Here is a 23,967-nt window from a genome sequence, read left to right as displayed (position 1 = left end):
GTTCTCCTCGCAGCTCAGGTGGCGATGTCGGGGTACGGCAGCGTGATGTGCTCCATCGCCTTGGCGTAGGCGAGCTGGTACTCCAGCGGGCCGTGGTCGCGCTCGAACATCGCGATGAACAGGGTGAGCGTGAGGAACGGGTGGGCGCCCAGGCCGAACAGCGCCACGTGGTCGCACTCGCTCAACGCGGTGCGCTCCTCCTCGGTGAAGGCCAGCCAGGTCGTCCGCTCGTCGCTCGTGCAGTTGAGCAGCTTGTTGGCCATCTCCGCCTCCCACCAGGTGACGGTGCCGGCCGGGTCGTCGCGGTACCGCTCGACCAGCTCGGGATCGCGGTCGACGGTGTAGAGGAACTTGTCCAGCAGGTACTTGCTCATGCCGGCGCTCCGTTCGGGTACCAGGTGAAGTAGGCCTCCATCGTGTGGAACAGGTCGAGGGAGTCGACGTGATCGGCCTTCGCGCCGTCTCCGGCCGCGCCCATCATCAGCAGGAAGTCCATGAAGCCGTGGGTCGCGTTGCCCGGCAGGTGCAGGCTGTCCAGCGTCACCTCGGCCAGCGCGCCCTCGATGTCGCCGGAGGAGATCCAGTCGACCGCCTTCCGGTCGAACTCCGGATCGGGGCCGTGGGCACCGAACTGGCGCGGCCCGCCGAGCTCGAGCGACAGGTGGCCGGTGCCGATGATCGCCACCCGCTGGTCGGTCGGCCAGGACTCCACCAGCTGCCGGATCGTCCGGCCGAGCTGCACGAACCGCTGCGGCCGGGGCAGCGGCGGCGCGAAGATGTTGGTGTAGATCGGCACGATCGGCAGGTCCGCCTCCGGTCGCAGCGTGATGATCGGGCAGGTGATGCTGTGGTCGATCCGCAGTTCGTTGCTGAAGGCAAGGTCGAAGCCGGCGTCCAGGCCGTCGCGCAGGATGTGCGCGGACAGGTCCTCCTGCCCGGCCAGGGTCATCCGGGGCAGCCCGAACTCGCGTTCCTCGTTGTAGAAGTTGGCGTCGAAGTACGGCGCCTTGCCGACCAGGAACTGCGGCATGTTGTCCAGCCAGAGCTGGTGGAAGTGGTCGCTGCCGACCATCACCAGCACGTCCGGCCGGGCCTTGGTCAGCGTCTCGCGGAACGCTTCGATCTTGGCCACCCACTCGTCGGCGAACGGCGGGCGGTCGTCGCCGGTCGCCGTACTGGCGCGGTAGTAGAACGGGTGGTGCGTGGACGCGATGACCGCGACGACTTGGGCCATGACGTGCTCCTCGGATCTCGGGCGGCGTGCTCAGGTGGGATCGACGTAGACGGCGTTGCGGTCGACGGTCAGGTAGGCGTCCATGCCGATCGGGCGGCGCTGCTCCTCGGCGATCTGCCCCAGCAGGCCGGCGGCCCGGGCCAGCAACGCGAACCCGCGCAGCAGCTCGACCGGCAGTCCGAGGTCGGCCAGCGCCGCGCCGCACACTCCGGCGCCGTTCAGTGGCAGCCGACGGCCGAGGACCTGCTCGTGCACGCGCCCGATCGCCTCGAACAGCTTCAAGTGTGGGCCGCGAAGCCCTTCCTCCTCCGCGATGCCGATCAGCACCGGCGTCCGCGGGTCGCGCACCTTGTGCACGGGATGACCCAGGCCCGGCACGAATCGCTTGGCCGCCTTCGCCTCGCTGACCACGTCCAGCGCGACCGCGTCCCAGCCGGCGTCGTCGTCCGGCAGTTCGCCGTCGAGCCGCTCGAGTGCCGTGTGCAGGAAGGCACCGCAGTCCTCCGTGACGCCCAGGAAGCGGGAACCGCCGCCGAGCAGGCCGGCCGCGAGCGCGCCCTGCAGCGAGTCCGGCGCGGACAAGTAGGTGAGCCGCGCGGCGATCGCCGTCGGCGTGAAGCCGTGGTCGGCCAGGGCGACGAGAACGGCCTCGAAGACCCGGACCTCCGAAGGCGTCGGACGGCGGAGCGCGACCAGCCAGAAGGCCAGTTCGCCGAAGCCGACCTTGCCCATCAGGTCGGCGGTCAGGTCCTGGCCGAGCAGCCGGATCTCGTCGGCCGTGGACGTCCCGAGCGAGGTCGGGAAGCTGGGGGTCTCGGTCATGCCGGTCCTTCCTCCGTACGCCGTTCCGCCGCGAGCCACTGCCGGATCTCCTCGCCGTGCTCGTCGAGCGCGGGAGGGGGCAGCAGGTAGTCCGCCGGCGTCTCCGAGAACGTGATCGGGTTGCGCACACTCGGTACGGCGTGACCCGGCGGCCCGACGTTCACCACCGGGTCGAGGCCGATCTCCTCGGCGAAGGCCACCCCGGCGTCGATGGTGTTGATCGGCCCGCACGGCACCCCCGCGGCGATGATCGCGTGGAACCACTCGGACTTGGTCCGGGTCTTCAGCCGCTCGACCAGCAGCGGCCGCAGCTCGTCCCGGTGCTCGGTGCGCTTCTCGTTCCGGTCGAACCGCGGATCGTCGGCGAGCTCGGGCACGCCGAGCACCTCGACCAGCTTGCGGAACTGACCGTTGTTCCCGGCCGTGATGATCAGGTCCCCGTCGGAGCACGGCAGCGGCTCGTAGGGGAACAGGCTCGGATGACTGTTGCCCATCCGCGACGGGACGACGCCGCCGGCGACGTACGCGCTGGACTGGTTGACCAGGCCGGACAGGGCCGAGGACATCAGGTTGACCTCGACGTGCTGGCCGCGACCGGTCGCGTGCCGGGCGTTGAGCGCGGACAGGACGCCGATCGTGGCGTGCATCCCGGCCATCACGTCGAACACCGAGATGCCGGCCCGGAACGGTTCACCACCGGGATCCCCGGTCAGGCTCATCAACCCGGAGATCGCCTGCACGATCAGGTCGTACCCGGGCAGCGCGGCGCCCTTCGGCCCGCTGCCGAACCCGCTGATCGACGCGTAGACGATCCTCTGGTTGCCTGCGGCAACTGTGTCGTAGTCGAGGCCGAAGCGCGCGAGCCCGCCCGGCTTGAAGTTCTCGATCAGGACGTCGGCCCGCGCGGCCAGCGCCTGCGCGACGGCGAGGTCGTCGGGATCCTTGAGGTCGAGCGCGATCGAGCGCTTGTTCCGGTTCACGGCCAGGTAGTACGTCGAGACGCCGTCGCGCACCGGGGGTTGCCAGGAACGGGTGTCGTCCCCACCGGGCCCCTCGACCTTGATCACCTCGGCGCCCAGGTCGGCCAGCAGCATCGTCGCGTACGGGCCGGCCAGGATCCGGGAGAAGTCGGCGACCACCAGACCGGCGAGCGGGCCGGGGCGAGGATCGGTCATGCGCCCAACTCCTCGCTTCGCGGACATCTGTCCGTTGAAGTCTCCGCGCGGCCCACGGCGACTGTCAAGGGACGACGGTTGAACTCTTGACAGTCCCCGCCACCGCTTCGATAGTGAGCTTGACCGTCATACGGACGCTCGTCCGCCGTACCTCCGGGAGGAAGCCATGACCACATCCGAGGCCCCGGCGCCCGGCCGGCCGGTGGTGCTGCGCGGCGGCACCGTGCTGACCATGGACGACGCCCACACCGTGCTCGCCGACGCCGACGTCCTGGTCGTCGACGACCGGATCGTGGCCGTCGGACCCGCGCTCGAGGTGCCCGAGGGAACGGCCCAGATCGACGCCCGCGGCGGCCTCGTGATGCCCGGCATGATCGACACCCACCGGCACATGTGGCAGACCGCGATGCGCGGGTACGGCGCCGACTGGACACTGACGCAGTACTTCGTCTGGTACTACCTCGAGCACGGCAAGGTGTTCCGGCCCGAGGACATCCGGGCCGGCAACCTGCTGTCGGCGTGGGAGTCGCTGGAGGCCGGCGTCACCACCACCGTGGACTGGTCGCACGGGTTGCAGACCGTCGACCACGCCGAGGCCGCCGTCGACGCGCTGCAGGCGGTGCCGGGCCGGTTCGTACTTGCCTACGGCAACATTCAGGCCGGGCCCTGGGAGTGGACCGCCGACCCTGCGGTCCGGTCGTTCCTGGAGCGCCGGCGGACCGACGACCTGCTCGGCCTCCAACTGGCCTTCGACGTGACCGGCGACCCGGCGTTTCCGGAGCGGGCCGCGTTCGAGGTGGCCCGCGACCTGGGGGTGGCGGTGACGACTCATGCCGGCGTCTGGGGTGCGACCAACGACGACGGCATCAGGCTGATGCACGAGAACGGTTTCCTGACGCCTGAGACCGTTCTCGTGCACGCAGCCACGCTCACCACCGACTCGTACCAGCGGATCGCGGCCAGCGGCGCCTCGGTCTCGGTGTCGACGGAGTCCGAGCAGAGCGCGGGCCAGGGCTACCCGCCCACCTGGCAGGTCCGCCGCTACGGCATCGGGGTGTCGTTGTCGATGGACACCAGCGTCTGGTGGAGCGGCGACCTGTTCTCGGCGATGCGGACCACGCTCGGCGCCGACCGGTCCCGCGAGCACCTGGAGGCGCACGTCAAGGGCGAGACCGTGACGCACGTGCACTTGCGGGCCGAGCAGGTGGTCGACTGGGCGACCCGCGGCGGCGCTCGTGCCCTTGGCCGCGACGACCTCGGCAGCCTGGAGCCGGGCAAGAAGGCGGACGTCGTACTGATCAAGAACGACGCCTCACCGGTCTCGTTCCCGTTGCTCAACCCGTACGGGCAGGTGGCGTTCCAGGCTCAGCGCGGCGACGTCCACACCGTGCTCGTCAACGGCCGCGTGGTGAAGCACGAGCACCGGCTCGTCGGCGCCGACCTGCCCGCCGTACGGCGGGACGTCGAGGCGACCGTCGAGCACCTGCGGTCGACGCTGGGCGAGGAGGCCTGGCTCGGCGGGATGAATCCCGGGCTGCCGGACGAGGACGTGCTGGACAACCCGTACCAGTACACGGCGTACAAGTCGGAGTCGACGCGGGAGGCGCGGGGCAGCATGTTCGGCGAGCCCGGCGCGGGCAGCTGACGGCAGCGCCCTTAGGCTCGGGCGACGACCGGTCCGCGCCGTGGACCGCGGCAGAAGCGGAGGCAGGCACCGATGGCAGGACGAGGAGCGGGTCCCGATTTCGTCGAGTCGCTGGCTCGCGGTCTGGACGTGCTCGCCTGCTTCGACGCCGACCACCGCAGCATGTCGCTCAGCGAGGTCGCGGCCGCGGCCGGACTCGCCCGGCCGACCGCGCGCCGGCTGCTGCTGACGCTGGAGGAGCTGGGCTTCGTCCGCTCGACCGGCGGCGCGTTCCAGCTCACGCCGAAGGTGCTCACGCTCGGCATGGCGTACGTCGGCGCGCTCGGCCTGTGGGACATCGCCCGGCCGCACCTGGAGGCGCTGGTCGCCCGGACCGGCGAGTCGTCCTCGATGGCGCAGCTCGACGGGTCCGACATCGTCTACGTGGCGCGGGTGTCGGTGCCCAAGATCATCGCGCTCCGGGTGGACATCGGCACCCGGTTCCCCGCGGCGCAGACGTCGCAGGGCAAGGTGCTGCTCGCCGGTCTGTCAGCCGACGCGCTGGCCGAGACTCTCGCGCAGCCGAGCCGGGCCGGGCTGCCGGCGTACATCGGTCGGTCGGTGGACCAGCTCCACGAGCAGCTGACCGAGATCCGCGCCCGCGGCTGGGCGCTGGCCGACGAGGAGCTGGCGCCCGGCGTACGGTCTGTGGCTGCTCCGGTCCGGGACGGCACCGGAACGGTCCAGGCCGCGATGAACGTCACCGTGCACGCCGCCGAGACCTCGACCGACAAGCTCCTGACCGACTACCTGCCGCTGCTCCTGCGCACCGCCGGTGACGTCAGCGCCGAGTGGGCCCTGTGGCAGTCGCGTCCGCACGTCGAGCTCCCTCAGGAGACCCGCGGCTCGACCAGCGCGTAGTCAGCCCTGGCGCGGGTCGACGCCGGCGTAGTCGCGCCAGACGTACGGCGGGACCTGGTCGACCACCTGCTGCAGCAGGTGCAGGCGGTTCATCACCTCGACGGGCGTGTGCGCGCCGCCGTCCCAGCCGACCAGGGAGTTGCCCTCGAACCGCCAGCCGATCTCGCCGCGGGCGAGCAGGAGCTCCATCATCCGCGGGTGCACGACGGCGTGGCCGAAGCGCTCGTCGTCGGCCTTCACCCGGAACGCGCGGTTGAACTGGTCGCTCTCGAACTGCAGGTCGCGGAAGCCGAGCGCGTTCGCGACCGCGCCGCCGAAGATGCCCTCGTGGGTGACCTGCAGGTGCGGCAGCGGCCCGGGCAGCTGCATCACCACCACGCCGTACTTGTGGGTCTGCGTCGTCCGCCGGCCCTTCGAGTCGGTCGAGTGGGTCTGGTAGCTGTAGTCGAAGGCAACGATCTGCCGGCCCTGGAACGCTCCGGACAGGACGTTCTTGACCCGCCGGTGGTCACCCCGCTCGAACGGCTCACCGCTCCACTGCCCGGCCAGCGCGTTGTTCTCCGGCGTGTAGGCCAGCCCTTGCTGCGCGGCGAAGGCGGCGAACTCCTCGCGCCGCTTCTTCGCCGCGACGTAGTTGAACCAGATCGCCGCACCGGCGACCGCGACCACCAGGACGACGATCAGCGCGACGTCCATCAGCTGAGGCCGAGGTCGTCCAGGCCGAACAGCCAGCGGTACTCCAGGCCCTCGGCCTCGACCTTCTCCTGCGCGCCGGTCGCACGGTCCACGATCACGACGACCGCGACCACCTCGGCGCCGGCCTCGCGCAGCGCCTCGACGGCGGTCAGCACCGAGCCACCGGTCGTCGAGGTGTCCTCGACCGCCAGCACCCGGCGACCCTTCACCTCGGGCCCTTCGACGCGGCGCTGCAGGCCGTGCGCCTTCTCGGCCTTCCGGACGACGAACGCGTCCAGCTTGCGCCCCTTCGCCGCGGCCGCGTGCAGCATCGCCAGCGCGACCGGGTCGGCACCCAGCGTCAGGCCGCCGACGGCGTCGTACTCCAGGTCAGCGGTCAGCTCGAGCAACTGCGGCCCGATCAGCGGCGCCGCCTCGGCGTCCAGGGTGACCCGGCGCAGGTCGACGTAGTAGTCGGCTTCCTTGCCCGACGCCAGCGTCACCTTCCCGTGCACGACGGCCTTGGTCTTCACCTGGTCCAGCAGGGCATCGCGATCTGAGCTCATGGGCCGACAGCCTAAATCAGGACTTCCGGTCGGTTCTCACCAAGTGCGCGAAGGCGACCGAACGGTCCGGGGAGTGGAACAGGTCCTGGCAGGTGGTGAGCGTGAGCATCGGCCCGGTGGGCGCTGCGCCGGGCTTGCCGGGGACCGGGTCGAGGACCCAGGTGTCGGCCGGTTTCACGGTCAGGTCCTTCGGGGAGCCGTCCAGCTCGTAGGTGTAGACGGCGTCGGCGGTCTCGACGATCACCTGGTCGCCCTTGGTCAGTTCCAGCAGCTTGCGGAACGGCGAACCGTGGGTGACGCGGTGACCGGCGATCGCGAAGTTGCCCGGTTCGCCCGGCAGCGCGGTCTGCGGGTAGTGCCCGATCCCGCGGGCCAGCTCGTCCTTGCCGACGCCCTCGACGACGGGCTTCTCCCAGTCCGGTCCGAACTTGGGGATCCGGAGCAGCGTGATCGCCGTACCAGTCGCCGGCTTCTTGTCAGGCGCGGCCGACGGTGCCTGCCAGCCGTCGCGCAGGTCCTGCTCGGCCCGGTCCATCGCTTGGTTCGAGGTGATTCCGGTGCCGACGTACTGCCAGCCGACCCAGCCGAGCAGTCCGATCCCCGCCAGCAGCAGGACGACGCCCAGCCCTCTGACCAGCCGCCGACCCATGGCGACCAGTATGCAGATCGACTGCAAAGCCTGTGTACGACGTGTCGATGGACGCGCACCGTTGCCGAGGACGACGATGTGGACGGCGACGTCGAGGAGGATGCAGTGAAGGCGCTGGTGAAGGCGAAGAACGAGCCCGGGCTGTGGCTCCAGGACGTCCCGGAGCCGACGATCGAGGCCGACGAGGTCCTGATCAAGGTGCTGCGGACGGGGCTGTGCGGCACCGATCTGCACATCCAGAACTGGGACGCCTGGGCGCGGAAGAACGTGCCGGTCCCGATGGTCACCGGGCACGAGTTCTGCGGCGAGGTGGTCGAGATCGGCGCCGGCGTCCGCGACGTCGCGGTCGGTGACGTGGTCAGCGGCGAGGGCCACCTGGTCTGCGGCCGCTGCCGCAACTGCCGGGCCGGCCGCCGGCACCTGTGCATCAAGACCCGCGGCCTCGGCGTCCACGTGCCCGGCGCGTTCGCCGAGTACGTCGCGCTGCCGGCGACGAACGTCTGGGTGCACCGCGACCCGGTCGACCTCGACGTGGCCGCGATCTTCGACCCGTTCGGCAACGCCGTCCACACCGCGTTGTCGTTCCCGGTCGTCGGCGAGGACGTGCTGATCACCGGCGCCGGGCCGATCGGGATCATGGCCGCGGCGGTCGCGCTGCACGCCGGCGCGCGGAACGTGGTGATCACCGACCTGTCGGAGTACCGGCTGGAACTGGCCCGCAAGCTCGGCGTCACCCGCGCGGTCAACGTCGGTGAGGAGAGCATCGCCGACGCCCAGCGCGAGCTGGGGATGCGCGAGGGCTTCGACGTCGGGATGGAGATGTCCGGGCAGCCGGTCGCGCTGCGCGACATGCTCGCGAACATGAACCACGGCGGCAAGATCGCGATGCTCGGGCTGCCGTCGGACGAGATCGCGATCGACTGGGGCACCGTCGTGCTCAACATGCTCACCATCAAGGGCATCTACGGCCGGGAGATGTTCGAGACCTGGTACTCGATGTCGGTGATGCTGGAACGCGGCCTGGATCTCGGCCCGGTGATCACCCACCGGTTCGGTTACGCCGACTTCGAGCACGCCTTCGACACCGCGCGGCACGGGCAGTGCGGCAAGGTGATCATGGACTGGACCACCCCGACGTACGAGGAGAAGCACTGATGTTCGGCCGGATGCGCGACGACCTGACGACCACCATCGGCGAGATCCGGGACGCCGGTCTCTACAAGTCGGAGCGGGTGATCAGCTCCCCGCAGAACGCCGCCATCTCGGTGGCCTCCGGCGACGAGGTGCTGAACTTCTGCGCCAACAACTACCTCGGGCTGGCCGACCACCCCGAGGTCGTCGGCGCCGCGCGCGACGCGCTGGACCGGTGGGGCTTCGGGATGGCGTCGGTGCGCTTCATCTGCGGCACCCAGCAGATCCACAAGGACCTGGAAGGTGCCCTGAGCAACTTCCTCGGCACCGACGACACGATCCTGTACAGCTCGTGCTTCGACGCCAACGGCGGACTGTTCGAGACGCTGCTCGGCGCCGAGGACGCGGTGATCTCCGACGAGCTGAACCACGCCAGCATCATCGACGGCATCCGGCTGTCCAAGGCCAAGCGCTACCGCTACAAGAACCGCGACATGGCCGATCTCGAGGCGCAGTTGAAGGACGCCGCCGACGCGCGGTACCGGCTGATCGCGACCGACGGCGTGTTCTCGATGGACGGGTACGTCGCCCCGCTGGACGAGATCTGCGACCTGGCCGAGCGGTACGACGCGCTGGTGATGGTCGACGACTCGCACGCGGTCGGCTTCGTCGGCCCGGACGGCGCCGGGACGCCGTCGCTGTTCGGCGTCAAGGACCGCGTCGACGTCGTCACCGGCACGCTCGGCAAGGCCCTCGGCGGCGCCTCCGGCGGCTACGTCTCCGGCCGCGCCGAGATCGTCGAACTGCTGCGCCAGCGCTCCCGCCCGTACCTGTTCTCCAACTCCCTGGCCCCGTCGGTGACGGCCGCTTCGCTGAAGGCCCTGGAGCTGATCGGTGGTTCCAGCGACCTGCGCGACAAGCTCGCCGCCAACACCGCCCTGTTCCGCTCGAAGATGACCGAGGCAGGCTTCGACGTCCTGCCCGGTGATCACCCGATCTCCCCGGTGATGATCGGCGACGCCGCCGAAGCCGGCCGCCTGGCCGACAAGCTCCTCGAGCTCGGCATCTACGTGATCGGCTTCTCGTACCCGGTCGTCCCCCACGGCAAGGCCCGCATCCGCACCCAGCTGTCGGCCGCGCACTCGACCGAAGACGTCGAGCGCGCCGTCGCCGCCTTCGTCGAGGCCCGCGCCGCGCTGGCCTAAGGCTTGCCCGGCCCGCCCTCGATCGGGGGCGGGTCGGTGTGCCGCCGGACGGCGTCCAGGTAGATCCGGTCGGCGCGTTCCTGAACGCGCTCCTCCGACTCGATCCGCAACTGCTCGCGTTTGGTGAGTTCACGCTCTCGCGCGAGAGCCAGCTCGTGCTTGCGCTGCCGGCTCTGCGTCACTCCCCAGATCAGCCAGCCGCCGCAGCTCAGGCCGAGCACGAACAGGACGCCGAGCAGGGTCTGCAGCAATTCCATCAGGCAGCTCTCTTTCTCCACACCACGGCCCAGCGCAGCAGCCCGCCGACCGCAACGGCCTCGACAGCCAGTACGCCGACCGCCACTCCCGGGCTCCACAGGTCCGCCAGCGTGAGGTACCAGCTGCGGACCAGCAGCACGATCGCCGGCCCGAGGATCGCGGTCGCCAGTACGGCGTACCCGGTGTAGATCACCTTGGCGCGACGCGGGTACCCGGCGATCCCCGCCGGTCCGCGGCGCAGGAACGCCCCGGCGTACCGGAACGACTCCCCCTGCAGGTTCGACGTCGAGGTGGCGTGCTCGAGCATGTGGTAGCCGTCCAGCTTCAGCACCGGGACGAGGTTCGCCACCGCCGCGACCACGCCGAACAGCAGCAGCGCGGCCGCGAGGCCGTGCCACCAGCCTTCCTGCGGTCCCCACCGCCAGAGGGCGGCGAACGGGATCAGCGCGACCAGGTTGACGTAGATCCCGGCGAACGACGTGACCACGCGCTGGCCCGGCCGCGGGAACGTGACGACGTCGTCGACCTTGCAGTACGGCGCGATCATCGGGAACCGCCACATCACCCCGATCTCGGTCGGGCGGCCGCCGTACCGGACGCAGGCGATGCCGTGGAAGAACTCGTGCCCGGCGATCACCAGCCAGCCGACGGTCAACCCGACCAGCGTCGCGGTCCAGCGCGAGGGCGAGTCAGCGACGGCCGACCACAGCGTCGCCCAGTTCAGCAGGACGAGGACTGCGACCAGCGATCCGATCACCGTCAGAGGCACCGCGGCCCACGGACTGAGCAGCCAGCCGATCCTGCGGGCCAACGGCACGGCGAGCTCTGCCGCGCCCGGAACAGGCCGACGCCACAGCAGCGGAGACCGCCCGGCTGCCCGACGGGCCACCGCGGCCTTCTCCCGTACGGCGTCCAACTGCTCGGGTACGGCGGGCTCGACCAGCGCGTGGGAGTGCAGCAAACCGAGCAGCTGCTGCCAGTGCGCCTCGCCCAGCCGTTTGCCGAACTGCTCAGCGTAGGCGACGCCGATCTCGGCCAGCGTCCGGCGCCCGTCGAGCTGCGCCATCAGGAACGCCTCCCGCGGACCGACCTTCAGGAAGGCCTGGGTCTCCCGGTCGCCGACGATGTGAACGACCGAAGGCCCTTTGAGCAGACCAGGACCGATCTGGACCCTGGCGCGCAGGGCCGGCCTGGCCTCGTCCAGCCAGCTGCCGGCCGCGGGGTCGCTGACGGTGGTCATACCGACGCCTGGGCCGCCGCGGGTTCCAGCGCCCGCTCGATCAGGTAGGACAGGTAGATCTCGTCCAGGATGGCCACCCCGAGGCGGTTGTTGGTCATGTGGATGTAGGAGCTCAGCAGCACCGCCGCCCGTGCGGCGGGGTCGGTGATCGGCTCGCGTTCGCTACCACCGGTCCGGCTCGGGAACAGCAACCGTCCGGCCTCCGCGTCGAGCTTGCCGCGGAGCTCGCGGCAGTGCGTCAGCCAGGTCCGCTCGATGCCGGAGAGCTGCTGCCCGAAGTCACCCGCGCTGATCGTCCGGATCCGGTCGACGCGCTCGGTCAGCGACGCCCGGGTCAGCTCGAAGCTCTTGTCGAAGGAGTCGTGGTAGTCGTCCGACGGCTCCTGGTACGACGTCTCCCAGAAGCCCCGGTAGCGCTGGAAGAACTCCCGGACCGCTTCGTCGGTCTCGAGGAACGAGTACGCCGTCAGCAGCGACAACTGGGTCGCCAGCCCGAGCAGCACCGGCCGGACGTGGGTGTTCGAGGTGGCCAGCAGCTTGGCGACCAGGTCGCTGGACGCCTCGAAGTGCCATTCCCCGAGCTCCATGCCGACGGGTCCGCCGTACCGGTCGAACTCCTGGTCGTAGTCCATCAGCGCGATGCTGTTGTTCGGCCGGAACGGCATCTCGCCGTCGACGCCGTACTCCTCGACGAAGCGCTCCTCGCCGTACTCGGCCAGGTACATCTTCTTGTAGATGTCGCCGAGGCCCTCGACGTCGGTGTCGTAGAGCGCGGGGCGCCGGGCCAGGAACGCCTCGATCGCCGCCGTCGCACGCTTGGTCACCTCGTCGCGGAGCTCGGGCCGCGACGGCCGGAACCTGATCCGCAGGTGCGGGCCCTCCATCCAGTACTTGATGAAGAACCAGCGGTCGATCAGCTCCTCCTCGCGCAGCTCCTCGACCAGCGGCCGGACCGCCTCGACCAGGATCGGGTTCGCGTCACTGGCGTAGAAGACGTGCAGGGCCACCCAGTCATTCGTCATCGTTGTCCCTCCCGGTGTCGTAGAGCTCCAGCAGCAGTTCGCAGACGTGCGGCCGGCCGTGCTCGTCGGTCAGCCAGAGTTGGTCGGTGTCCGGGTTCGCCTCGGTCAGCACGATCCGCGCCGAGGCGCCCAGGGCCAGTTGTTCCAGCAGTTGCAGGGACATCCAGCTGTCGAAGTCCACCGGCAGCGGTTTGCGGCCGGCCTTGCGTTCGGCGCCAGGGGTCTCCGGGGTGTCGGGCGCCGCACCGTCGTCGACCGCGGACTTGGCCGCCGCGTTGTCGATCTGGGCGAACAGCCGGGTGGGCAACCCGTGGTCGAGCCGCCACCGCCGGACCCGGAGCAGGTGCTCGGCGTCGGAGTGCCCTGGATCGCGGAACGGGAAGTCCGCGGTGTTCAGCTTCCACATCCGTCGCTGCAGCACCAGGTCACCGAGCACCAGCCGCGGGTAGGACTGGATGCCGTCGACCGGGATCGGATCGCCGGTTCCTGCCCACAGGTCGATCTGGGCCATCCCGCTGGGCGAGAAACAGAGCAGGATCTGCTGGATCTCCGGCAGCGCCATCGGCATCAGGAAGCCCAAGTAGACCGGCACCACTTCGCGGCCGAGCCGCCTCGACATCAGCCGCACCCGATCGGCCACGGCGTCGTGCACGAGGAACAGGTCGTCCAGCGCGATCTGCTCGTCCTTCGGCCGGGTGCTCGCGTCGCCCGGACAGACGATCTCGTACTGCGTGACGGCCGGGTGCACGTTGAGGTTCGTCGTCTCGTAGCCGCCGCGCAGCTCGGCCAGGACCGCGCCGTCCGGCGCGTAGTCGCGCAGGATCTCGCTGATCAGGTCGCGGGCCCGGGTGCCCTCGGTGTCGAGGCTGTGCGCGAACCGCGAGAACATCAGCGTCAGCCCGGCGTAGGCCTGGTTGAGGACCAACCGCCCGGGGTCCTGGGGGCCGGCCGCCAGTTGGACGAAGAACGACCAGGGCTGCGCGACCTGCTCGGCGGGCGGCAGCTCACGCCGTACGGCGTCGACGAAGTCCGGGCCGAGGCGGATCTCCTCGACCGGTTCGGAATCGGCCGCGCTCAGGTCGCGCAGGTGCAGCGACGCCGCCTCGCGGGCCTTGTCGACGGCGACGATGTCCGGCAGCTTGAACCAGTTCTCCTGCGGTACGAAGACGTTGTCGTCGTCGAACTGCCGGCGCCGCAGCGACCGGCGGGTGTAGGGGTCGAAGAAGTCGCGCTGGAACTCGTGGCAGAACCGGACGACGTCCTGGCAGTCGCCGCCGATGCCGTAGCGCGCCTTGAAGAATCCCTTGGCCGTAAGGCGTCTGGACACGTTGAGGTCGAACGCCGGCAGCAGATCCGCCAGGTCGGCGAGATCCGGCAGCCGCGTGCGCTCCCACAGCTTCCGGTCGACCTCCATCCCGTCGCCGGTGATCGTCGTGTCCTCGTAGATCACCGTCCGCGGCACCAGCTGCTCGGCCGCACCGAGCAGCTCGAAGCAGGCCCGGACCTGATCCCGTACGCCGACGAGCACCGCCGCGCGACCGCGGGCCGGCGTACCGGGATAGGCGTCGATCAGGTCGACGGCCGCCCGCAGCGAAGCCGCCAACTGCTGCAGGGTCGGGTGGTCCTGCGCCTCGAGAGCAGCGATCAGGACCTTGGTGGGGTCACTGGCGCGCAGGTCGATCTGGAGATCGGGCGCGAGCAGGAAGCCGAGGCGGAGCAGGTGGCCGATCAACTGGTCGGCTTCGGCATCCGTCCGCTCCGCTGCCTGCGCGGCGACCTGGCGGCTCAGCTCGGCCAGCGTCGGCCTGGCGTCGCGGGTCAGCGCCACCACGTCGTCGAGCGCCGGACCACTGGGCAGGAAGAACAGGTTCTCATGAACGTTGTCGATGGCAACTACTGCGTCCGGGTCGCTGCCGGCGGCGGTCCGGCGGCGGACGTACCGCATCGTCTCGCCGTCCGAGCTGGCCCCCGGCGCGAGGCTGACCCGCAGACCGGAGCGCAGGGTCGGATCGGCCAGTACGACGGCCGCCAGCCGGGCGAGGACGGCGACGTTCAGCCGGACCGTCGAGCGCTGCTCCAGCGAGGTGGGTTCGGGACGCGGCCGGGTCGCCGTGTCGCTGAAGCGGCCGAGGCCGACCGAGGTCAGGGTGCTGAACGGGCTGGTCTTGAGCGCGGCCCGGTAGAGCAGCTCCAGCAGCGTCCGCTCGACCTGACGGCCGTGCTTGTCGACCTTCCGGGTGGGGTCGAGATACCGGTCCATGTTCTTCTCGAGCACTTCCGACTGCAGCAGGACGGCACTGCGGAGCTTGTCGTCGGCCAGGACTTGCCGAGCTCGCGCCCGCGCCGCCGCGAGGTCCTCACCCAGTACGGCGACGCCCTGGTCGAGCAGCTCACTCACCCGGTTGATCGCCGCGATCCACTGGTGGGTCAGGGCGCGGGTCCGGTCCGGGAGCAGCGGCTCGGCCCGGGTCACCGTGGCCGGACGCGGGCGGCGTCCGTTGAAGGCGTCCCGGCGGAGGTTGATCAGCGCGACCCGCTCGGGATCCTCCGGGGCGCGCTCCGCCAGGGCCGTCTCCAGCGCCTCCCGGAGTTCGCTCGCCAGCGCGTCCCGAACGGCCTCGGCGGCGAGTACCCGCTCGGTCCAGGCGACGGCGGCCGGAGTCCGCAGTACGGCGACTGCTTCGGCCGGCTGACCGGCGACCCGCAGGAGGAAACCGGAGCCGAGTCGCCAGCCGGACGCCGTACCGGTCTCGGCGCTGTAGGGGTTCGAGAGGACGTCGGTCATCGTGGGTCTCCTTGGGCCGGACGGTGGTGCAGGCCGTGGTCGTAGCCGGCCCGGCCGGCGCGTTCGTGGCCGAGCAGGAGGAAGAGCATGCTGCGCTCGTCGGTCTCCTCGAGGCCGAGGAACTCGTCGGCGGCGAGGTTGTCGATCCCGAGCACTGCTCCGATGCCGAGGCCACGCGCGGTCGCGGCGAGATAGCTGGTCTGGGCGAGCTGGCCGACCTCGACGCTCAGCATGCGGTAGCCGCGAGCGCCGTAGGCCTCCACCAGCGCCTCCAACCGCCCGGTGATCACCAGGACGGCTGCGACCTCGCTGAGGTTGTAGTTGGTCAGTGCGTAGTGCCGCTGCACTTCCCGGTAGTCGAACTCACCACCGCGGATCAGCTGGTGGGACGCCGGGTCATAGGCGTAGGCACGCTTTTCCAGGCCCTCTACGGCGTTCGGCAGCACCCAGAGACGCGTCCACGGGTCCTGCCTTGGTGCGGGCTCGACGTCCGAGCCGGCGCGCGTCAGGTGCGCCGTGGTGGCCAAGACCGATCCCAGGTCGGCGGTGGAGAGCTTGGGGTGGGCGGAGAACAGGCCGAAGCTGGATCGCCTGGTGCACAGGCTGGTGGTGAGGTCCTTGGTCTGCGGGTCGAGTGGTGGCAGCTGCACGGCGTCGCCGACGATCGGCACGGGCGCGGCGGAGCTTCGAGCCGGCCGGGGTTCGCTGCCGACCAGGGCGGCAGCGTGGACGCGCTCGACCAGCTCGAAGTCGCGGACGCGTTCGGACTTCTCCCAGACCCGCAGCTGCAGCGGTGCAGCCGGTTGCGCCGCGGCCTGTGCCGCACGGCTGGGACCGAGCGGCACGACGACGAAAGGCGCTTCGGTGCGGCCGTCCACGGCGAGCGCCGTACTGACGGGCCCTTCGTCGAACCACAGCACCGGCTCGACCACGTAGCCGGCCGCCGCGAGGACCAGTCGCCAGGAGGCGAGCAGTGCGCCCACGTCCTGGGTCACGACGTGGTAGCTGAACGAGTTGTACTTGAAGGCGTTCTTCCAGAACTTCAACGTCGCCACGAGATACAGCCCGGCGTCGACCCCGGTCGCCCCGGCCAACTCGGCGCAGCGGTTGGCCGAGGACAGGCGGTCCAGACTGTGGTGAGCCGTGTCGTAGTGGTAGACCCCGGTGCGCAGTGGCGCCTGGCTGCCGGCCACGAGGTAGCTCTCCGCCGGGTACATGCCACCGCCGGACGCGGTCGGCCTGGCCCAGACCGGCGCTGCCGGCTTCAGCTTCGCGGCGCTGTCCTCGTTCCAGTTCAGCCCGGTACGCCGATCGATCAGCCCGTAGCAGCCGAGTACCGAAGCCAGTACGTCGAGCGAAGGCAGCCCGTCGTCGGCCGGCCCGGCCGCACGGGCCGCGGCCTCCTCCACCGCCAGCGACGGCAGGTTCGCGAACGGCACGGGCAGCGGCAGCTTGGGCGCGTCGACGTACAGCTTGTGCCGCGACGGCTGGTCACCCCAGTCCACCTGGAAGCCCAGCGGCGGCAGTGGCACCCGCTGCCGCTCGAACATCCGGCGTGCGTAGTCCATCGCGACTTCCGCGCGGCTCGGCCCGGCGGTCGCATCGATCTGGCTGGTCACCTGCGCTCAACTCCTACGGACGACGGCGGAAACGGCATTAGGGGAACGGGTGCGGGACTCGGTGCAACTGCTCGGGCTTCAGCGGCTCGGAGGTCAGCCCAGCGGCGTACGGCGCCCACAGCGTGCGCGGCATGGTCAGCACCCGCTGGCGCCGCCAGCCGAAGTCGATCGGGATCAGGCCGGGCACGATCGTGGCGACCGTGCGCAGCCCCATCGCGAGCTGCTCGGGCGTGGTCTGGTCCACCACGACCGTGTCCATCCCCCGCTCGGCGAACAGCGCGACGATCTCCTCCACCGGCTCCCGCAGGTCGGTGGCCGGAGCCCGTCCGGTGGTCCAGTTGGCGAACACGTCCTCCAGTGGAGTGACCTCGGTCTGCCGCAGCCAGTGCTGCGCGTGCTCGGCCATCTCGGGCATCCCGAACAGCAGCGCGTGGTGCGCCAGCTCACCGACGTTGCGGTAGTCCGTCACCATCGGCCGGACTTCGTCCAGGCTCTCGGTCACCCGCTCCTCGAACCCGGTGACGTAGGACGCCACTTCACACACAGCAGCCCGTACGGCGTCCGCCGGGTCCAGCGAAGCCCCTCCCGCGAAGCACAGCGTGCCCCGGCCACCATCACGCCGTACGGCGACCGCTCCGACCGCCGGCACCGGCAGGTCGACCCGGATGTCGAAGCACCGCAGGTCGTAGCCGAGCAGATCGACGTGCGCCCGCATCTGGCGGACCAGCGGGTTGTCCACGGTGTCCAGGTCGATCTCGACCGGCGTGAGACCGGAGTACCAGCTGATCAGGAAGGCGTCGCGCTCGATCAGTTCGAGCTGACCGTGCAGCACGGCCTCGGTCACCGAGCTGCCGGAGGCGCACCCGTTCGAGCACTCCTGGACGGTGTTGCGGTGGTCCTCGCGATGGTCCAGGTAGTAGACGATCTGCTCCGGAACCAGCAGCGCGCGATCGTCGCGGACCGACCAGCCCCAGACCCACGGGATCTTCGGGTTGGTTGCCCAGGGCACGTACTTGTCGGCGTGGTCGACGTAGAAGTCCGGGGTGTAGAGACCGCACTGCTCCATCTCGACGTACGGGACGGTCAGCTCGGCAGGGGTCGCCCGCAGCGCGACGTCGAGGCGGCGCGGCTTCTGGCCGGCATCGCGTTCCAGGCCCTCGAGCGCGCCCAGCAGCTCACTGCGCCGGTAGCTCTCGGCATGGCCGCTCCACCACATCTCGTGCAGGCCGTACTTGCTCCGCACCTCGAAGTGCCCGCTCGCCGGCGCGGTCGCCGTGGCGTGGTAGGCGCGGATCGCGGGTCCGCCGAGCATGCCGCAGACCGGGTTCGCCAGGGCGTCCATCGGGAGCTCGAGGTCCTCGGGCTTCCGGGACCGGCCGCTGCCGGGACTCGACGCCGGCGTGGGGACGAGCCGGATCCGGGCGCCGTCGGCGGTGTCGGGCTCGGGCTCGGCACAGACGTCGCAGGACGAGTCGCGGATCAGCCCGTAGCGCTCGACCTTGGCGGTCCGGGTGTCGATCTCCCACACCGGGTACGACGGTCCGTCGTGGCTCGTCTCGCTTGCGATCCGGCACAGGGCGGCGGCGATCGTCAGCGCATGGTGGGCCGGAGTGGTCGGCGCCGTGGTCAGTACGCCGTGCGGGTGGTCGAGGATGCGCCGCTCGATGGTCGGGCGGCAGACCACCCAGCGCCGGTCGAAGCAGGTCGGGCAGGGCCCGGTGCCGCCAGGCGTCGCGGCGACCACCAGGGTGCCGGCGTAGATCCGGATGCTGACCGTGGCGGTGGTTCCGGGCGGACCGATCGTGGTCCGCTCCTCCTGACCGGGCAGGCCGAGGACCGCCACGTCCAGCGTCAGTACTGGACCGGGCGGCAGCAGCGCGGCGACCGCCGTACCGACGGTGGTCACCGTCGGAGGAGCCGTAGTTGTCTCGTCCACTGTGGTCACTGGGTGCTGCTCCTTCGCGGTCCGGGGCGGGAGGGGGTGAACATGCTGCGGACCAGGGCCCTTGGTCCGCAGCACTCAGCTCACGAACGCACCTGTCAGCCGCAGCTGGAGGTGCTGGTGCTCGTCGAGCAGCAGCTCGAGGTGCTGCAGGAGCAGCAGCTGGAGCAGCTGCAGGACGAGCTGGTGGCTGCGAGGTCGAGCGACGGGTCGGTGATCTCGTCGACCTCGAAGGTGACGGCCTCGAGGTCGAGCAGTTCGAGGCCGAGCGACTGAGTGCTCATAGCGGTCTTCCTTTCCTTGTTCTGCGCGGCTGGTCAGCCGCGGCTGGGCGGAGCGGGTCGTACCGTGCCGGCAACGCGCAGGGACGTCGCCGTACCGCTGGCGGGCGGACGGCGGTCAGCCGCCGCCGCACCCGGTGCTGGTGCTGGTCGAGCAGCAGCTGGACGTGCTGCAGGACGAGCAGCTCGAGCAGGAGCAGCTCGAGCTGCACCAACCGGCGGCGTCCTGGCCGAGGTCGATGATGTCCTCGATCTCGAACGTCGCCGTCTCGAGCACGAGCAGCTCTTCGCGGAGCGCCATGGTGATTCACCTCCTTCCTGGGCGGGGAGTGCCGCCACCCGGTCGGGCGGCGGAACCTTGGGGAGGCAGTACCTGGTTCAGCTGGTACTGCTGCAACTGCAGCTGGAGCATCCGCAGCAGCTGGAGGTGCTGCAGGAGGAGCAGCTCGACGTACTGGTGCTGGAGCTGCACCAGCTCGCGGCTTCCATGCCGACGTCGGCGATCTCCTCGACCTCGAAGGTCACGGTCTCCAGCGAGAGCAGTTCGGCGGTCAGGTCGGTCATCACGACTCCTTCGGGGCGGGGGCGGTCGAACGGAAGAGCAGGACCCGGGCGACCGCGGTGACGCCGACGAGGTCGGGCGGGGTCAGGTCGACGACGGCGGCCCGGTGGTCGGTGAGGCGGGCCAGGATGTCTTCGTCGGTGGTGGAACTGGTCAGGTCGACGGTCTCCGGGGCGGCCGAGCGGAGGCCGGTGAGGTCGGCGTCCAGGCCGAGGCGGTGGTCGACACGGGCGAACGGCGTACCGGCGAGCTGGCGTTCGCCGACGGCGGTGAGCAGCGCGGACTCGGCGGCCGCTGCCCAGGAGCTTGCGGCTCTGGCCAGCTTGACCGTTCCCTTGCCGTTGCTGATGGCAACTACGGCGACCGGGACTGCTGCTCGGGCCAGCTGGAAGGAGACGCGGTCGCCGGCGGCGGTCAGTTCGTTGACCAGGATCATCAGACGGCGGTGCTGCTGCGGGTCGAGGGCCTGCGCGATCAGGTCGTCGGGTACGGCGGTGACCGGCAGCTCCCCACGGGCCGCGGCGGCGACTGCCGCTGATCCGGCGGCCGCCACGAGTGCACGGGAAACCGCCTCGGCGTGGGTCGGCGCGGCGGCGAGGCCACCCAGGTCCGGCTCGAACTCCGCTGCGTTCCAGTCCAGCGGACCGGCCAGGACGGCTGCGCGGTCCACCGCGAGCGGCTTGCCGCTGCCGACCTCGGTCGCAGCGGTCGGCGCCGGGCGGGAAGGACCGACCCCGAGCCAGGTCTCGAGCCGTTCCGGTACGACGTACTCCGCGTCCGCTGCCGGCTCTTGGAGCAGCTGACAGCGCCGATGGAGGTTCAGCGCGTACCGCACCGAGGCCGCCTCCAGCGCGGCCAGCCTGGCCTCCAGCACCGTCTCGACGCCGAAGGTGACCAGCGGCGCGTTGTCGGCGGCGGGCGCCAGCAGGACGGCGGTCTTCACCGGGATCTGCGGTACGGCGTCGTCGTCGAAGCGCCGCATCAGCCCGACGGTGTCGGCGACCACCGCGTCGAAGCGTCGGTAGGCGGTCTCGACGCTGTCCACGGGTCCGCTGGCGCTCGCGTTGGTCGCGGGCCCGCCGGCGCTCGCGTTGGTCGCGGGCTGCTCGACAGCCGGGTGCGCGACGACGTGCTCGGTGTGGACGGTCAGCCGGTCCGGATCGACCAGGACGACGGTCTCGTCCAGGTCCGACGGAATGGTCCCCGAAAGCTGCTTGAAGATCTCGAAGCCCACGACGTTCAGCAGCATCGTGGCGGCCACGCCGGGGAGCGCGGATCGCGCCGGTGCCGTCGAGGGACCGGCGACCGCGGCCTGCCAGAGTTCCGTCGTACCGGGCAGTGCGTTGTCGCTCATCCGGAGGAGGGCCGACTGGATCGAGACCGATCCTTGCCAGGGGCCCGCAACCAGTTGGTCGCCGACCCTGATGAGCGGCAGGAACGCCGTACCGGCCTGTCGTGCTTGCTCGGCGAGAGCGAAGAGCTGCTGCGACGGGCCGTCCAGTGCCACGAGGCAGATCAGGTCGGCCGGCTCCTCGGTTCCGACTTTGACGAAGCCCCCCGCTGCCGAGCCGACGCCGTTGGCGATCAGCGCGGCTGCGAGTGTGGCCGTGGCCTCGGCGTCGTCGCCGGTCACGAGGACGCGGGCGGCGGCCACCCGGGCGAAGCCGCTGCCGTCGTCGCCGTGGTGCTCGAGCAGGGCGATCTGGCTCGGGAAGCTCTCCCGGACTTCCTCGTCGACCGCGGCACCTGGGCCGTCGAGCACGACGCCGCGACCGGCCAACGTACCGAGCAGCGACTTCACCGCTCCCACGTGCGCTTCGGGGAGACCGGCAACGATGTCGGCCAGCGAGTTGCTGCCGTCGAGGTGCGGCAGCAGGGCCGACAGGTACCGGTACGCGCCGGCACCGCGGATCACGAAGGGGCCGTCGGCACCACGGACGTAGACGCCGTCGAGCGTCTCCAGGAAGGCCACGTCCTGGCGCATCCGCGGACGGACGAGTTCATCGGGCGGGTTGGTCACGGTCGCTCCTCGGGCGGAAGAAGGCGGAACGGTGCTGGTGGGGCGGGTGCGAGGTGGAGTCGGTGCGGCGGGTCGACTGATCGGGGGCGGGTGCGCGGTGGAGTCGGTGCGGGCGGGTCGACTGATCGGGGGCGGGTGCGGGGTGGAGTCGGTGCGGGCGGGTCAGCTGATGTCGCGCCGGCGGATCAGCAGGGCGGCGACGGTGGTGCTCACGACGACGTAGGCGACCAGGACGAGGCAGGCCGCGGGGGTGCTCAGGTAGTCGACGACGCCGGGGGTTCCGCCGTCGCCTTGGGTCGGTGCGCCCAGCCCGCCGACCAGCGAACCGCTGGCTGACCCGAGCAGGACGTAGCGGACGGGTTCGAGACCGGGCAGGATGCCGGCCAGCCCGGACAGTGCGTTCTCCAGGCCGAGGGTCCACAGGAGACCGGCGGCCAGCGCGACCGTCGTACCGCGGAAGATGACGCCGAGCGCGGCCCCGACGCTCATCCAGGCGGCCGAGATCAGCGCCGCGGCCCCGAGCGAACCAGCCAGCGCGCCGGCCGAGGGCCAGTCGGCCGATCGGCCTTCGACCGCTGCGATGATCGCGGACGCGGCCACCGCGGCGATGGCCGCGACCACGGCGATCACGGTGGTCGCGATCGCACCGACGACGAGCTTGGCCAGCAGCACCTGCACGCGGCCCGGCCCCTGGCTCAGCCGGGCGGTCCAGGTGTTCCACCGGTACTCCGAGCCGGTCACCAGCACGCCGAGGATCAGCATGATCGCGCCACCGAACAGCGGGTAGCTGCTCAGCGAGGTCGACGCGACCGCGTTCGGCAGCAGGATGTCGAGCAGCTCGCCGCGGCCGGCGTCGGACGGGTCGAGAACGCTGTAGATGATGTACGGCACGACGAAGGCGAAGCCGACCACCATCAGGACCCAGGCGATCCCGATGACGACGGGTGCCATCCGCTTGCGCAGCAGCAACCCTTCGGCGGCCACGGCGTTGATCATGACTCCTCCGTCGGCTCGTCGTCGTGCGCGGTGAGGGCGAAGAAGACGCCTTCCAGGGTCTGGCGTTCGCGCCGGAGCTCGTGGATGTCGATGCCTGCGGCAACCAATGCCCGGACCAGGCCGGGGATGTCGTCGGGGGTCGCGTCGAGATGCCAGTGCCGGTCTCCTGGATCACCGGTCTCTGTCGGCGTCCGGCCGGCGTACGCCGCCAGCACCTCGCCGGCTTGGTCGGCCGGCGTCGCCCACAGATCCAGGGCCACGCTGCCCGGCTGGTCCCTGATCGCGGTCACGGTGTCGTCGGCGATCACCAGCCCGCGGTCGATGACGACCACGCGGTCGCAGATCTGCTGGACCTCGCCGAGCTGGTGGGACGAGAACAGCACGGTCGTCCCGTCCGCGCCGAGCGACCGGACCAGCGAGCGCATCGAGGCGACACCTTCGGGATCGAGGCCGTTGGTCGGCTCGTCCAGGATCAGCAGTTTCGGGCGGCCCAGCAACGCGGCCGCGACGCCGAGCCGCTGACCCATTCCGAGCGAGTAGCCGGTGAAGCGGTCGTTGCGGCGCTGGCGCAGCTCGACGACCTCGAGCACCCGGTCCACCTCGGTGTCGGGCAGTCCTTTGGCCCGGGCCAGGACCTGCAGGTTGGTGCGGCCGGACAGGTGCGGGACGAACGCGGGGGTCTCGATCAGGGCGCCGACCTGGCGCAGCACTTCCGGCGTACCGGGCTGGTGGCCGAACACGCTCACCGAGCCCGCGTCCGGGCGGACCAGGCCGAGCAGGATACGCAGCAGGGTGGTCTTGCCGGCGCCGTTCGGGCCGAGCAGGCCGTAGACCTGGCCAGGAAGGACTTCCAGGCTCACACCACGCAGGGCGTCGACCTTGCCGAAGCTCTTCCGGACACCACGGACTTCGACGGTGGCGGCGGCCGCGACGACGCGTTCCGGCCGGGACGGGGCGGTCTCGGTGGGCACGGGAACCTGCCTTTCGGGTCCGTTTCCTGAACAGACGGAACTCACCGTTCGAATGCCATCGAATTCAGGCTCCCCAGCCGTGCCCGAGGCTAACAGAACAATTCTCCGACCGCGAGAACTTCTTTCGTTCTGCTCATGTTCGTCAACAGATCGTCAAGCAGGCAAGGGAAATCGAAGCAAACAATCGGCTATGTCGAGTGTTTCGATAGTCTTTGACTAATCGCTTGAAATGATTGTTTGACAATTACTGTTGGTGAAATACTGAAATT

23 protein-coding genes are annotated in these 23,967 nt (G+C 70.4%); 4 read left to right on the top strand and 19 right to left on the bottom strand.

The window, feature by feature from the left end:
* Nucleotides 1-14: 14 nt before the first annotated feature.
* From ABD235_RS26010 to ABD235_RS25995, 4 genes are read right to left on the bottom strand one after another with little or no spacing between them, the layout of a single operon-like run.
* Entirely contained in the window at nt 15-374 is a 360-nt protein-coding gene (locus ABD235_RS26010) for a hypothetical protein (RefSeq protein WP_344178564.1), read from the bottom strand.
* A complete protein-coding gene (locus tag ABD235_RS26005; protein ID WP_344178562.1) occupies nt 371-1,234 on the bottom strand; it encodes a DODA-type extradiol aromatic ring-opening family dioxygenase in 864 nt (287 codons plus the stop codon). The genes ABD235_RS26010 and ABD235_RS26005 overlap by 4 nt, the downstream gene beginning before the upstream one ends.
* 30 nt (nt 1,235-1,264) lie before the next feature.
* Nucleotides 1,265-2,056: a citryl-CoA lyase gene (locus tag ABD235_RS26000; RefSeq protein ID WP_344178560.1), complete on the bottom strand. Its 792-nt coding sequence runs from the start codon at nt 2,054-2,056 to the stop codon at nt 1,265-1,267.
* Nucleotides 2,053-3,231, bottom strand: a complete 1,179-nt coding sequence (locus ABD235_RS25995; protein WP_344178558.1) for a CaiB/BaiF CoA transferase family protein — start codon at nt 3,229-3,231, stop codon at nt 2,053-2,055. Before ABD235_RS25995 ends, ABD235_RS26000 begins: the two co-directional genes overlap by 4 nt.
* 166 nt (nt 3,232-3,397) lie before the next feature.
* On the opposite strand from ABD235_RS25995, the gene ABD235_RS25990 reads away from it, so the two are divergent.
* The gene (locus ABD235_RS25990; protein WP_344178555.1) at nt 3,398-4,876 is read left to right on the top strand and encodes an amidohydrolase family protein; all 1,479 of its coding nucleotides are present in this window, start codon (nt 3,398-3,400) and stop codon (nt 4,874-4,876) included.
* 72 nt (nt 4,877-4,948) lie between these two features.
* Nucleotides 4,949-5,776: an IclR family transcriptional regulator domain-containing protein gene (locus ABD235_RS25985; RefSeq protein ID WP_344178553.1), complete on the top strand. Its 828-nt coding sequence runs from the start codon at nt 4,949-4,951 to the stop codon at nt 5,774-5,776.
* Here the strand turns inward: ABD235_RS25985 and ABD235_RS25980 are convergent, their stop codons facing one another.
* Genes ABD235_RS25980 through ABD235_RS25970 form a run of 3 tightly spaced genes read right to left on the bottom strand, consistent with a single transcriptional unit; the run spans nt 5,777 to nt 7,666 of the window.
* Complete coding sequence (locus ABD235_RS25980) at nt 5,777-6,472, bottom strand: hypothetical protein (RefSeq protein WP_344178551.1); 696 nt, start codon at nt 6,470-6,472, stop codon at nt 5,777-5,779.
* Nucleotides 6,472-7,017, bottom strand: coding sequence for an orotate phosphoribosyltransferase (gene pyrE / locus ABD235_RS25975; RefSeq protein WP_344178549.1), 546 nt, complete (start codon nt 7,015-7,017; stop codon nt 6,472-6,474). The genes ABD235_RS25980 and pyrE overlap by 1 nt, the downstream gene beginning before the upstream one ends.
* A 16-nt stretch (nt 7,018-7,033) precedes the next feature.
* Nucleotides 7,034-7,666, bottom strand: coding sequence for a class E sortase (locus ABD235_RS25970; RefSeq protein WP_344178547.1), 633 nt, complete (start codon nt 7,664-7,666; stop codon nt 7,034-7,036).
* Between the two features lie 105 nt (nt 7,667-7,771).
* Between ABD235_RS25970 and tdh the strand changes: the two genes are divergently transcribed.
* The gene (gene tdh / locus ABD235_RS25965; RefSeq protein WP_344178754.1) at nt 7,772-8,821 is read left to right on the top strand and encodes an L-threonine 3-dehydrogenase; all 1,050 of its coding nucleotides are present in this window, start codon (nt 7,772-7,774) and stop codon (nt 8,819-8,821) included.
* Nucleotides 8,821-10,002, top strand: a complete 1,182-nt coding sequence (locus tag ABD235_RS25960) for a glycine C-acetyltransferase (protein WP_344178544.1) — start codon at nt 8,821-8,823, stop codon at nt 10,000-10,002. Before tdh ends, ABD235_RS25960 begins: the two co-directional genes overlap by 1 nt.
* Here ABD235_RS25960 and ABD235_RS25955 read toward each other — a convergent pair.
* The 12 genes from ABD235_RS25955 to ABD235_RS25900 all read right to left on the bottom strand — a co-directional run bounded on the left by ABD235_RS25955 (nt 9,999) and on the right by ABD235_RS25900 (nt 23,698).
* On the bottom strand, nt 9,999-10,259 hold the full coding sequence (locus ABD235_RS25955; protein WP_344178542.1) for a hypothetical protein: 261 nt from the start codon (nt 10,257-10,259) through the stop codon (nt 9,999-10,001). The two genes, ABD235_RS25960 and ABD235_RS25955, sit on opposite strands and share 4 nt — an antisense overlap.
* Nucleotides 10,259-11,500, bottom strand: coding sequence for a M50 family metallopeptidase (locus tag ABD235_RS25950; RefSeq protein WP_344178540.1), 1,242 nt, complete (start codon nt 11,498-11,500; stop codon nt 10,259-10,261). Before ABD235_RS25950 ends, ABD235_RS25955 begins: the two co-directional genes overlap by 1 nt.
* Nucleotides 11,497-12,522 (bottom strand): thiopeptide-type bacteriocin biosynthesis protein, encoded by a 1,026-nt coding sequence (locus ABD235_RS25945; RefSeq protein WP_344178538.1) that lies wholly within the window; start codon nt 12,520-12,522, stop codon nt 11,497-11,499. The genes ABD235_RS25950 and ABD235_RS25945 overlap by 4 nt, the downstream gene beginning before the upstream one ends.
* Entirely contained in the window at nt 12,512-15,307 is a 2,796-nt protein-coding gene (locus ABD235_RS25940) for a lantibiotic dehydratase (RefSeq protein WP_344178536.1), read from the bottom strand. The genes ABD235_RS25945 and ABD235_RS25940 overlap by 11 nt, the downstream gene beginning before the upstream one ends.
* On the bottom strand, nt 15,304-16,926 hold the full coding sequence (locus ABD235_RS25935) for a SagB/ThcOx family dehydrogenase (protein WP_344178534.1): 1,623 nt from the start codon (nt 16,924-16,926) through the stop codon (nt 15,304-15,306). Before ABD235_RS25935 ends, ABD235_RS25940 begins: the two co-directional genes overlap by 4 nt.
* A gap of 37 nt (nt 16,927-16,963) precedes the next feature.
* Nucleotides 16,964-18,871 (bottom strand): TOMM precursor leader peptide-binding protein, encoded by a 1,908-nt coding sequence (locus ABD235_RS25930; protein ID WP_344178530.1) that lies wholly within the window; start codon nt 18,869-18,871, stop codon nt 16,964-16,966.
* Nucleotides 18,872-18,966: 95 nt separating this feature from the next.
* Nucleotides 18,967-19,152, bottom strand: coding sequence for a hypothetical protein (locus ABD235_RS25925; RefSeq protein ID WP_077018662.1), 186 nt, complete (start codon nt 19,150-19,152; stop codon nt 18,967-18,969).
* Between the two features lie 115 nt (nt 19,153-19,267).
* On the bottom strand, nt 19,268-19,450 hold the full coding sequence (locus ABD235_RS25920; RefSeq protein WP_077018661.1) for a hypothetical protein: 183 nt from the start codon (nt 19,448-19,450) through the stop codon (nt 19,268-19,270).
* 77 nt (nt 19,451-19,527) lie between these two features.
* Nucleotides 19,528-19,713 (bottom strand): hypothetical protein, encoded by a 186-nt coding sequence (locus tag ABD235_RS25915; protein WP_344178525.1) that lies wholly within the window; start codon nt 19,711-19,713, stop codon nt 19,528-19,530.
* Entirely contained in the window at nt 19,713-21,731 is a 2,019-nt protein-coding gene (locus tag ABD235_RS25910; RefSeq protein WP_344178522.1) for a hypothetical protein, read from the bottom strand. Before ABD235_RS25910 ends, ABD235_RS25915 begins: the two co-directional genes overlap by 1 nt.
* A gap of 162 nt (nt 21,732-21,893) precedes the next feature.
* A complete protein-coding gene (locus ABD235_RS25905) occupies nt 21,894-22,727 on the bottom strand; it encodes an ABC transporter permease subunit (RefSeq protein WP_344178520.1) in 834 nt (277 codons plus the stop codon).
* Nucleotides 22,724-23,698: an ABC transporter ATP-binding protein gene (locus tag ABD235_RS25900; protein WP_344178519.1), complete on the bottom strand. Its 975-nt coding sequence runs from the start codon at nt 23,696-23,698 to the stop codon at nt 22,724-22,726. The genes ABD235_RS25905 and ABD235_RS25900 overlap by 4 nt, the downstream gene beginning before the upstream one ends.
* Between the last annotated feature and the right edge of the window lie 269 nt (nt 23,699-23,967).

It is taken from the genome of Kribbella lupini (genome assembly GCF_039529595.1).
GTDB classification, from domain to species: domain Bacteria; phylum Actinomycetota; class Actinomycetes; order Propionibacteriales; family Kribbellaceae; genus Kribbella; species Kribbella lupini.
This window is presented reverse-complemented; position numbering and strand designations above follow the sequence as displayed.

What these genes read in the sequence shown, in the direction of transcription:
- ABD235_RS26010 (WP_344178564.1), bottom strand. Translation starts at nt 374, where the DNA reads ATGAGCAAGTACCTGCTGGACAAGTTCCTCTACACCGTCGACCGCGAT.
- ABD235_RS26005 (WP_344178562.1), bottom strand. Translation starts at nt 1,234, where the DNA reads ATGGCCCAAGTCGTCGCGGTCATCGCGTCCACGCACCACCCGTTCTAC.
- ABD235_RS26000 (WP_344178560.1), bottom strand. Translation starts at nt 2,056, where the DNA reads ATGACCGAGACCCCCAGCTTCCCGACCTCGCTCGGGACGTCCACGGCC.
- ABD235_RS25995 (WP_344178558.1), bottom strand. Translation starts at nt 3,231, where the DNA reads ATGACCGATCCTCGCCCCGGCCCGCTCGCCGGTCTGGTGGTCGCCGAC.
- ABD235_RS25990 (WP_344178555.1), top strand. Translation starts at nt 3,398, where the DNA reads ATGACCACATCCGAGGCCCCGGCGCCCGGCCGGCCGGTGGTGCTGCGC.
- ABD235_RS25985 (WP_344178553.1), top strand. Translation starts at nt 4,949, where the DNA reads ATGGCAGGACGAGGAGCGGGTCCCGATTTCGTCGAGTCGCTGGCTCGC.
- ABD235_RS25980 (WP_344178551.1), bottom strand. Translation starts at nt 6,472, where the DNA reads ATGGACGTCGCGCTGATCGTCGTCCTGGTGGTCGCGGTCGCCGGTGCG.
- pyrE (WP_344178549.1), bottom strand. Translation starts at nt 7,017, where the DNA reads ATGAGCTCAGATCGCGATGCCCTGCTGGACCAGGTGAAGACCAAGGCC.
- ABD235_RS25970 (WP_344178547.1), bottom strand. Translation starts at nt 7,666, where the DNA reads ATGGGTCGGCGGCTGGTCAGAGGGCTGGGCGTCGTCCTGCTGCTGGCG.
- ABD235_RS25960 (WP_344178544.1), top strand. Translation starts at nt 8,821, where the DNA reads ATGTTCGGCCGGATGCGCGACGACCTGACGACCACCATCGGCGAGATC.
- ABD235_RS25955 (WP_344178542.1), bottom strand. Translation starts at nt 10,259, where the DNA reads ATGGAATTGCTGCAGACCCTGCTCGGCGTCCTGTTCGTGCTCGGCCTG.
- ABD235_RS25950 (WP_344178540.1), bottom strand. Translation starts at nt 11,500, where the DNA reads ATGACCACCGTCAGCGACCCCGCGGCCGGCAGCTGGCTGGACGAGGCC.
- ABD235_RS25945 (WP_344178538.1), bottom strand. Translation starts at nt 12,522, where the DNA reads ATGACGAATGACTGGGTGGCCCTGCACGTCTTCTACGCCAGTGACGCG.
- ABD235_RS25940 (WP_344178536.1), bottom strand. Translation starts at nt 15,307, where the DNA reads ATGACCGACGTCCTCTCGAACCCCTACAGCGCCGAGACCGGTACGGCG.
- ABD235_RS25925 (WP_077018662.1), bottom strand. Translation starts at nt 19,152, where the DNA reads ATGAGCACTCAGTCGCTCGGCCTCGAACTGCTCGACCTCGAGGCCGTC.
- ABD235_RS25920 (WP_077018661.1), bottom strand. Translation starts at nt 19,450, where the DNA reads ATGGCGCTCCGCGAAGAGCTGCTCGTGCTCGAGACGGCGACGTTCGAG.
- ABD235_RS25915 (WP_344178525.1), bottom strand. Translation starts at nt 19,713, where the DNA reads ATGACCGACCTGACCGCCGAACTGCTCTCGCTGGAGACCGTGACCTTC.
- ABD235_RS25905 (WP_344178520.1), bottom strand. Translation starts at nt 22,727, where the DNA reads ATGATCAACGCCGTGGCCGCCGAAGGGTTGCTGCTGCGCAAGCGGATG.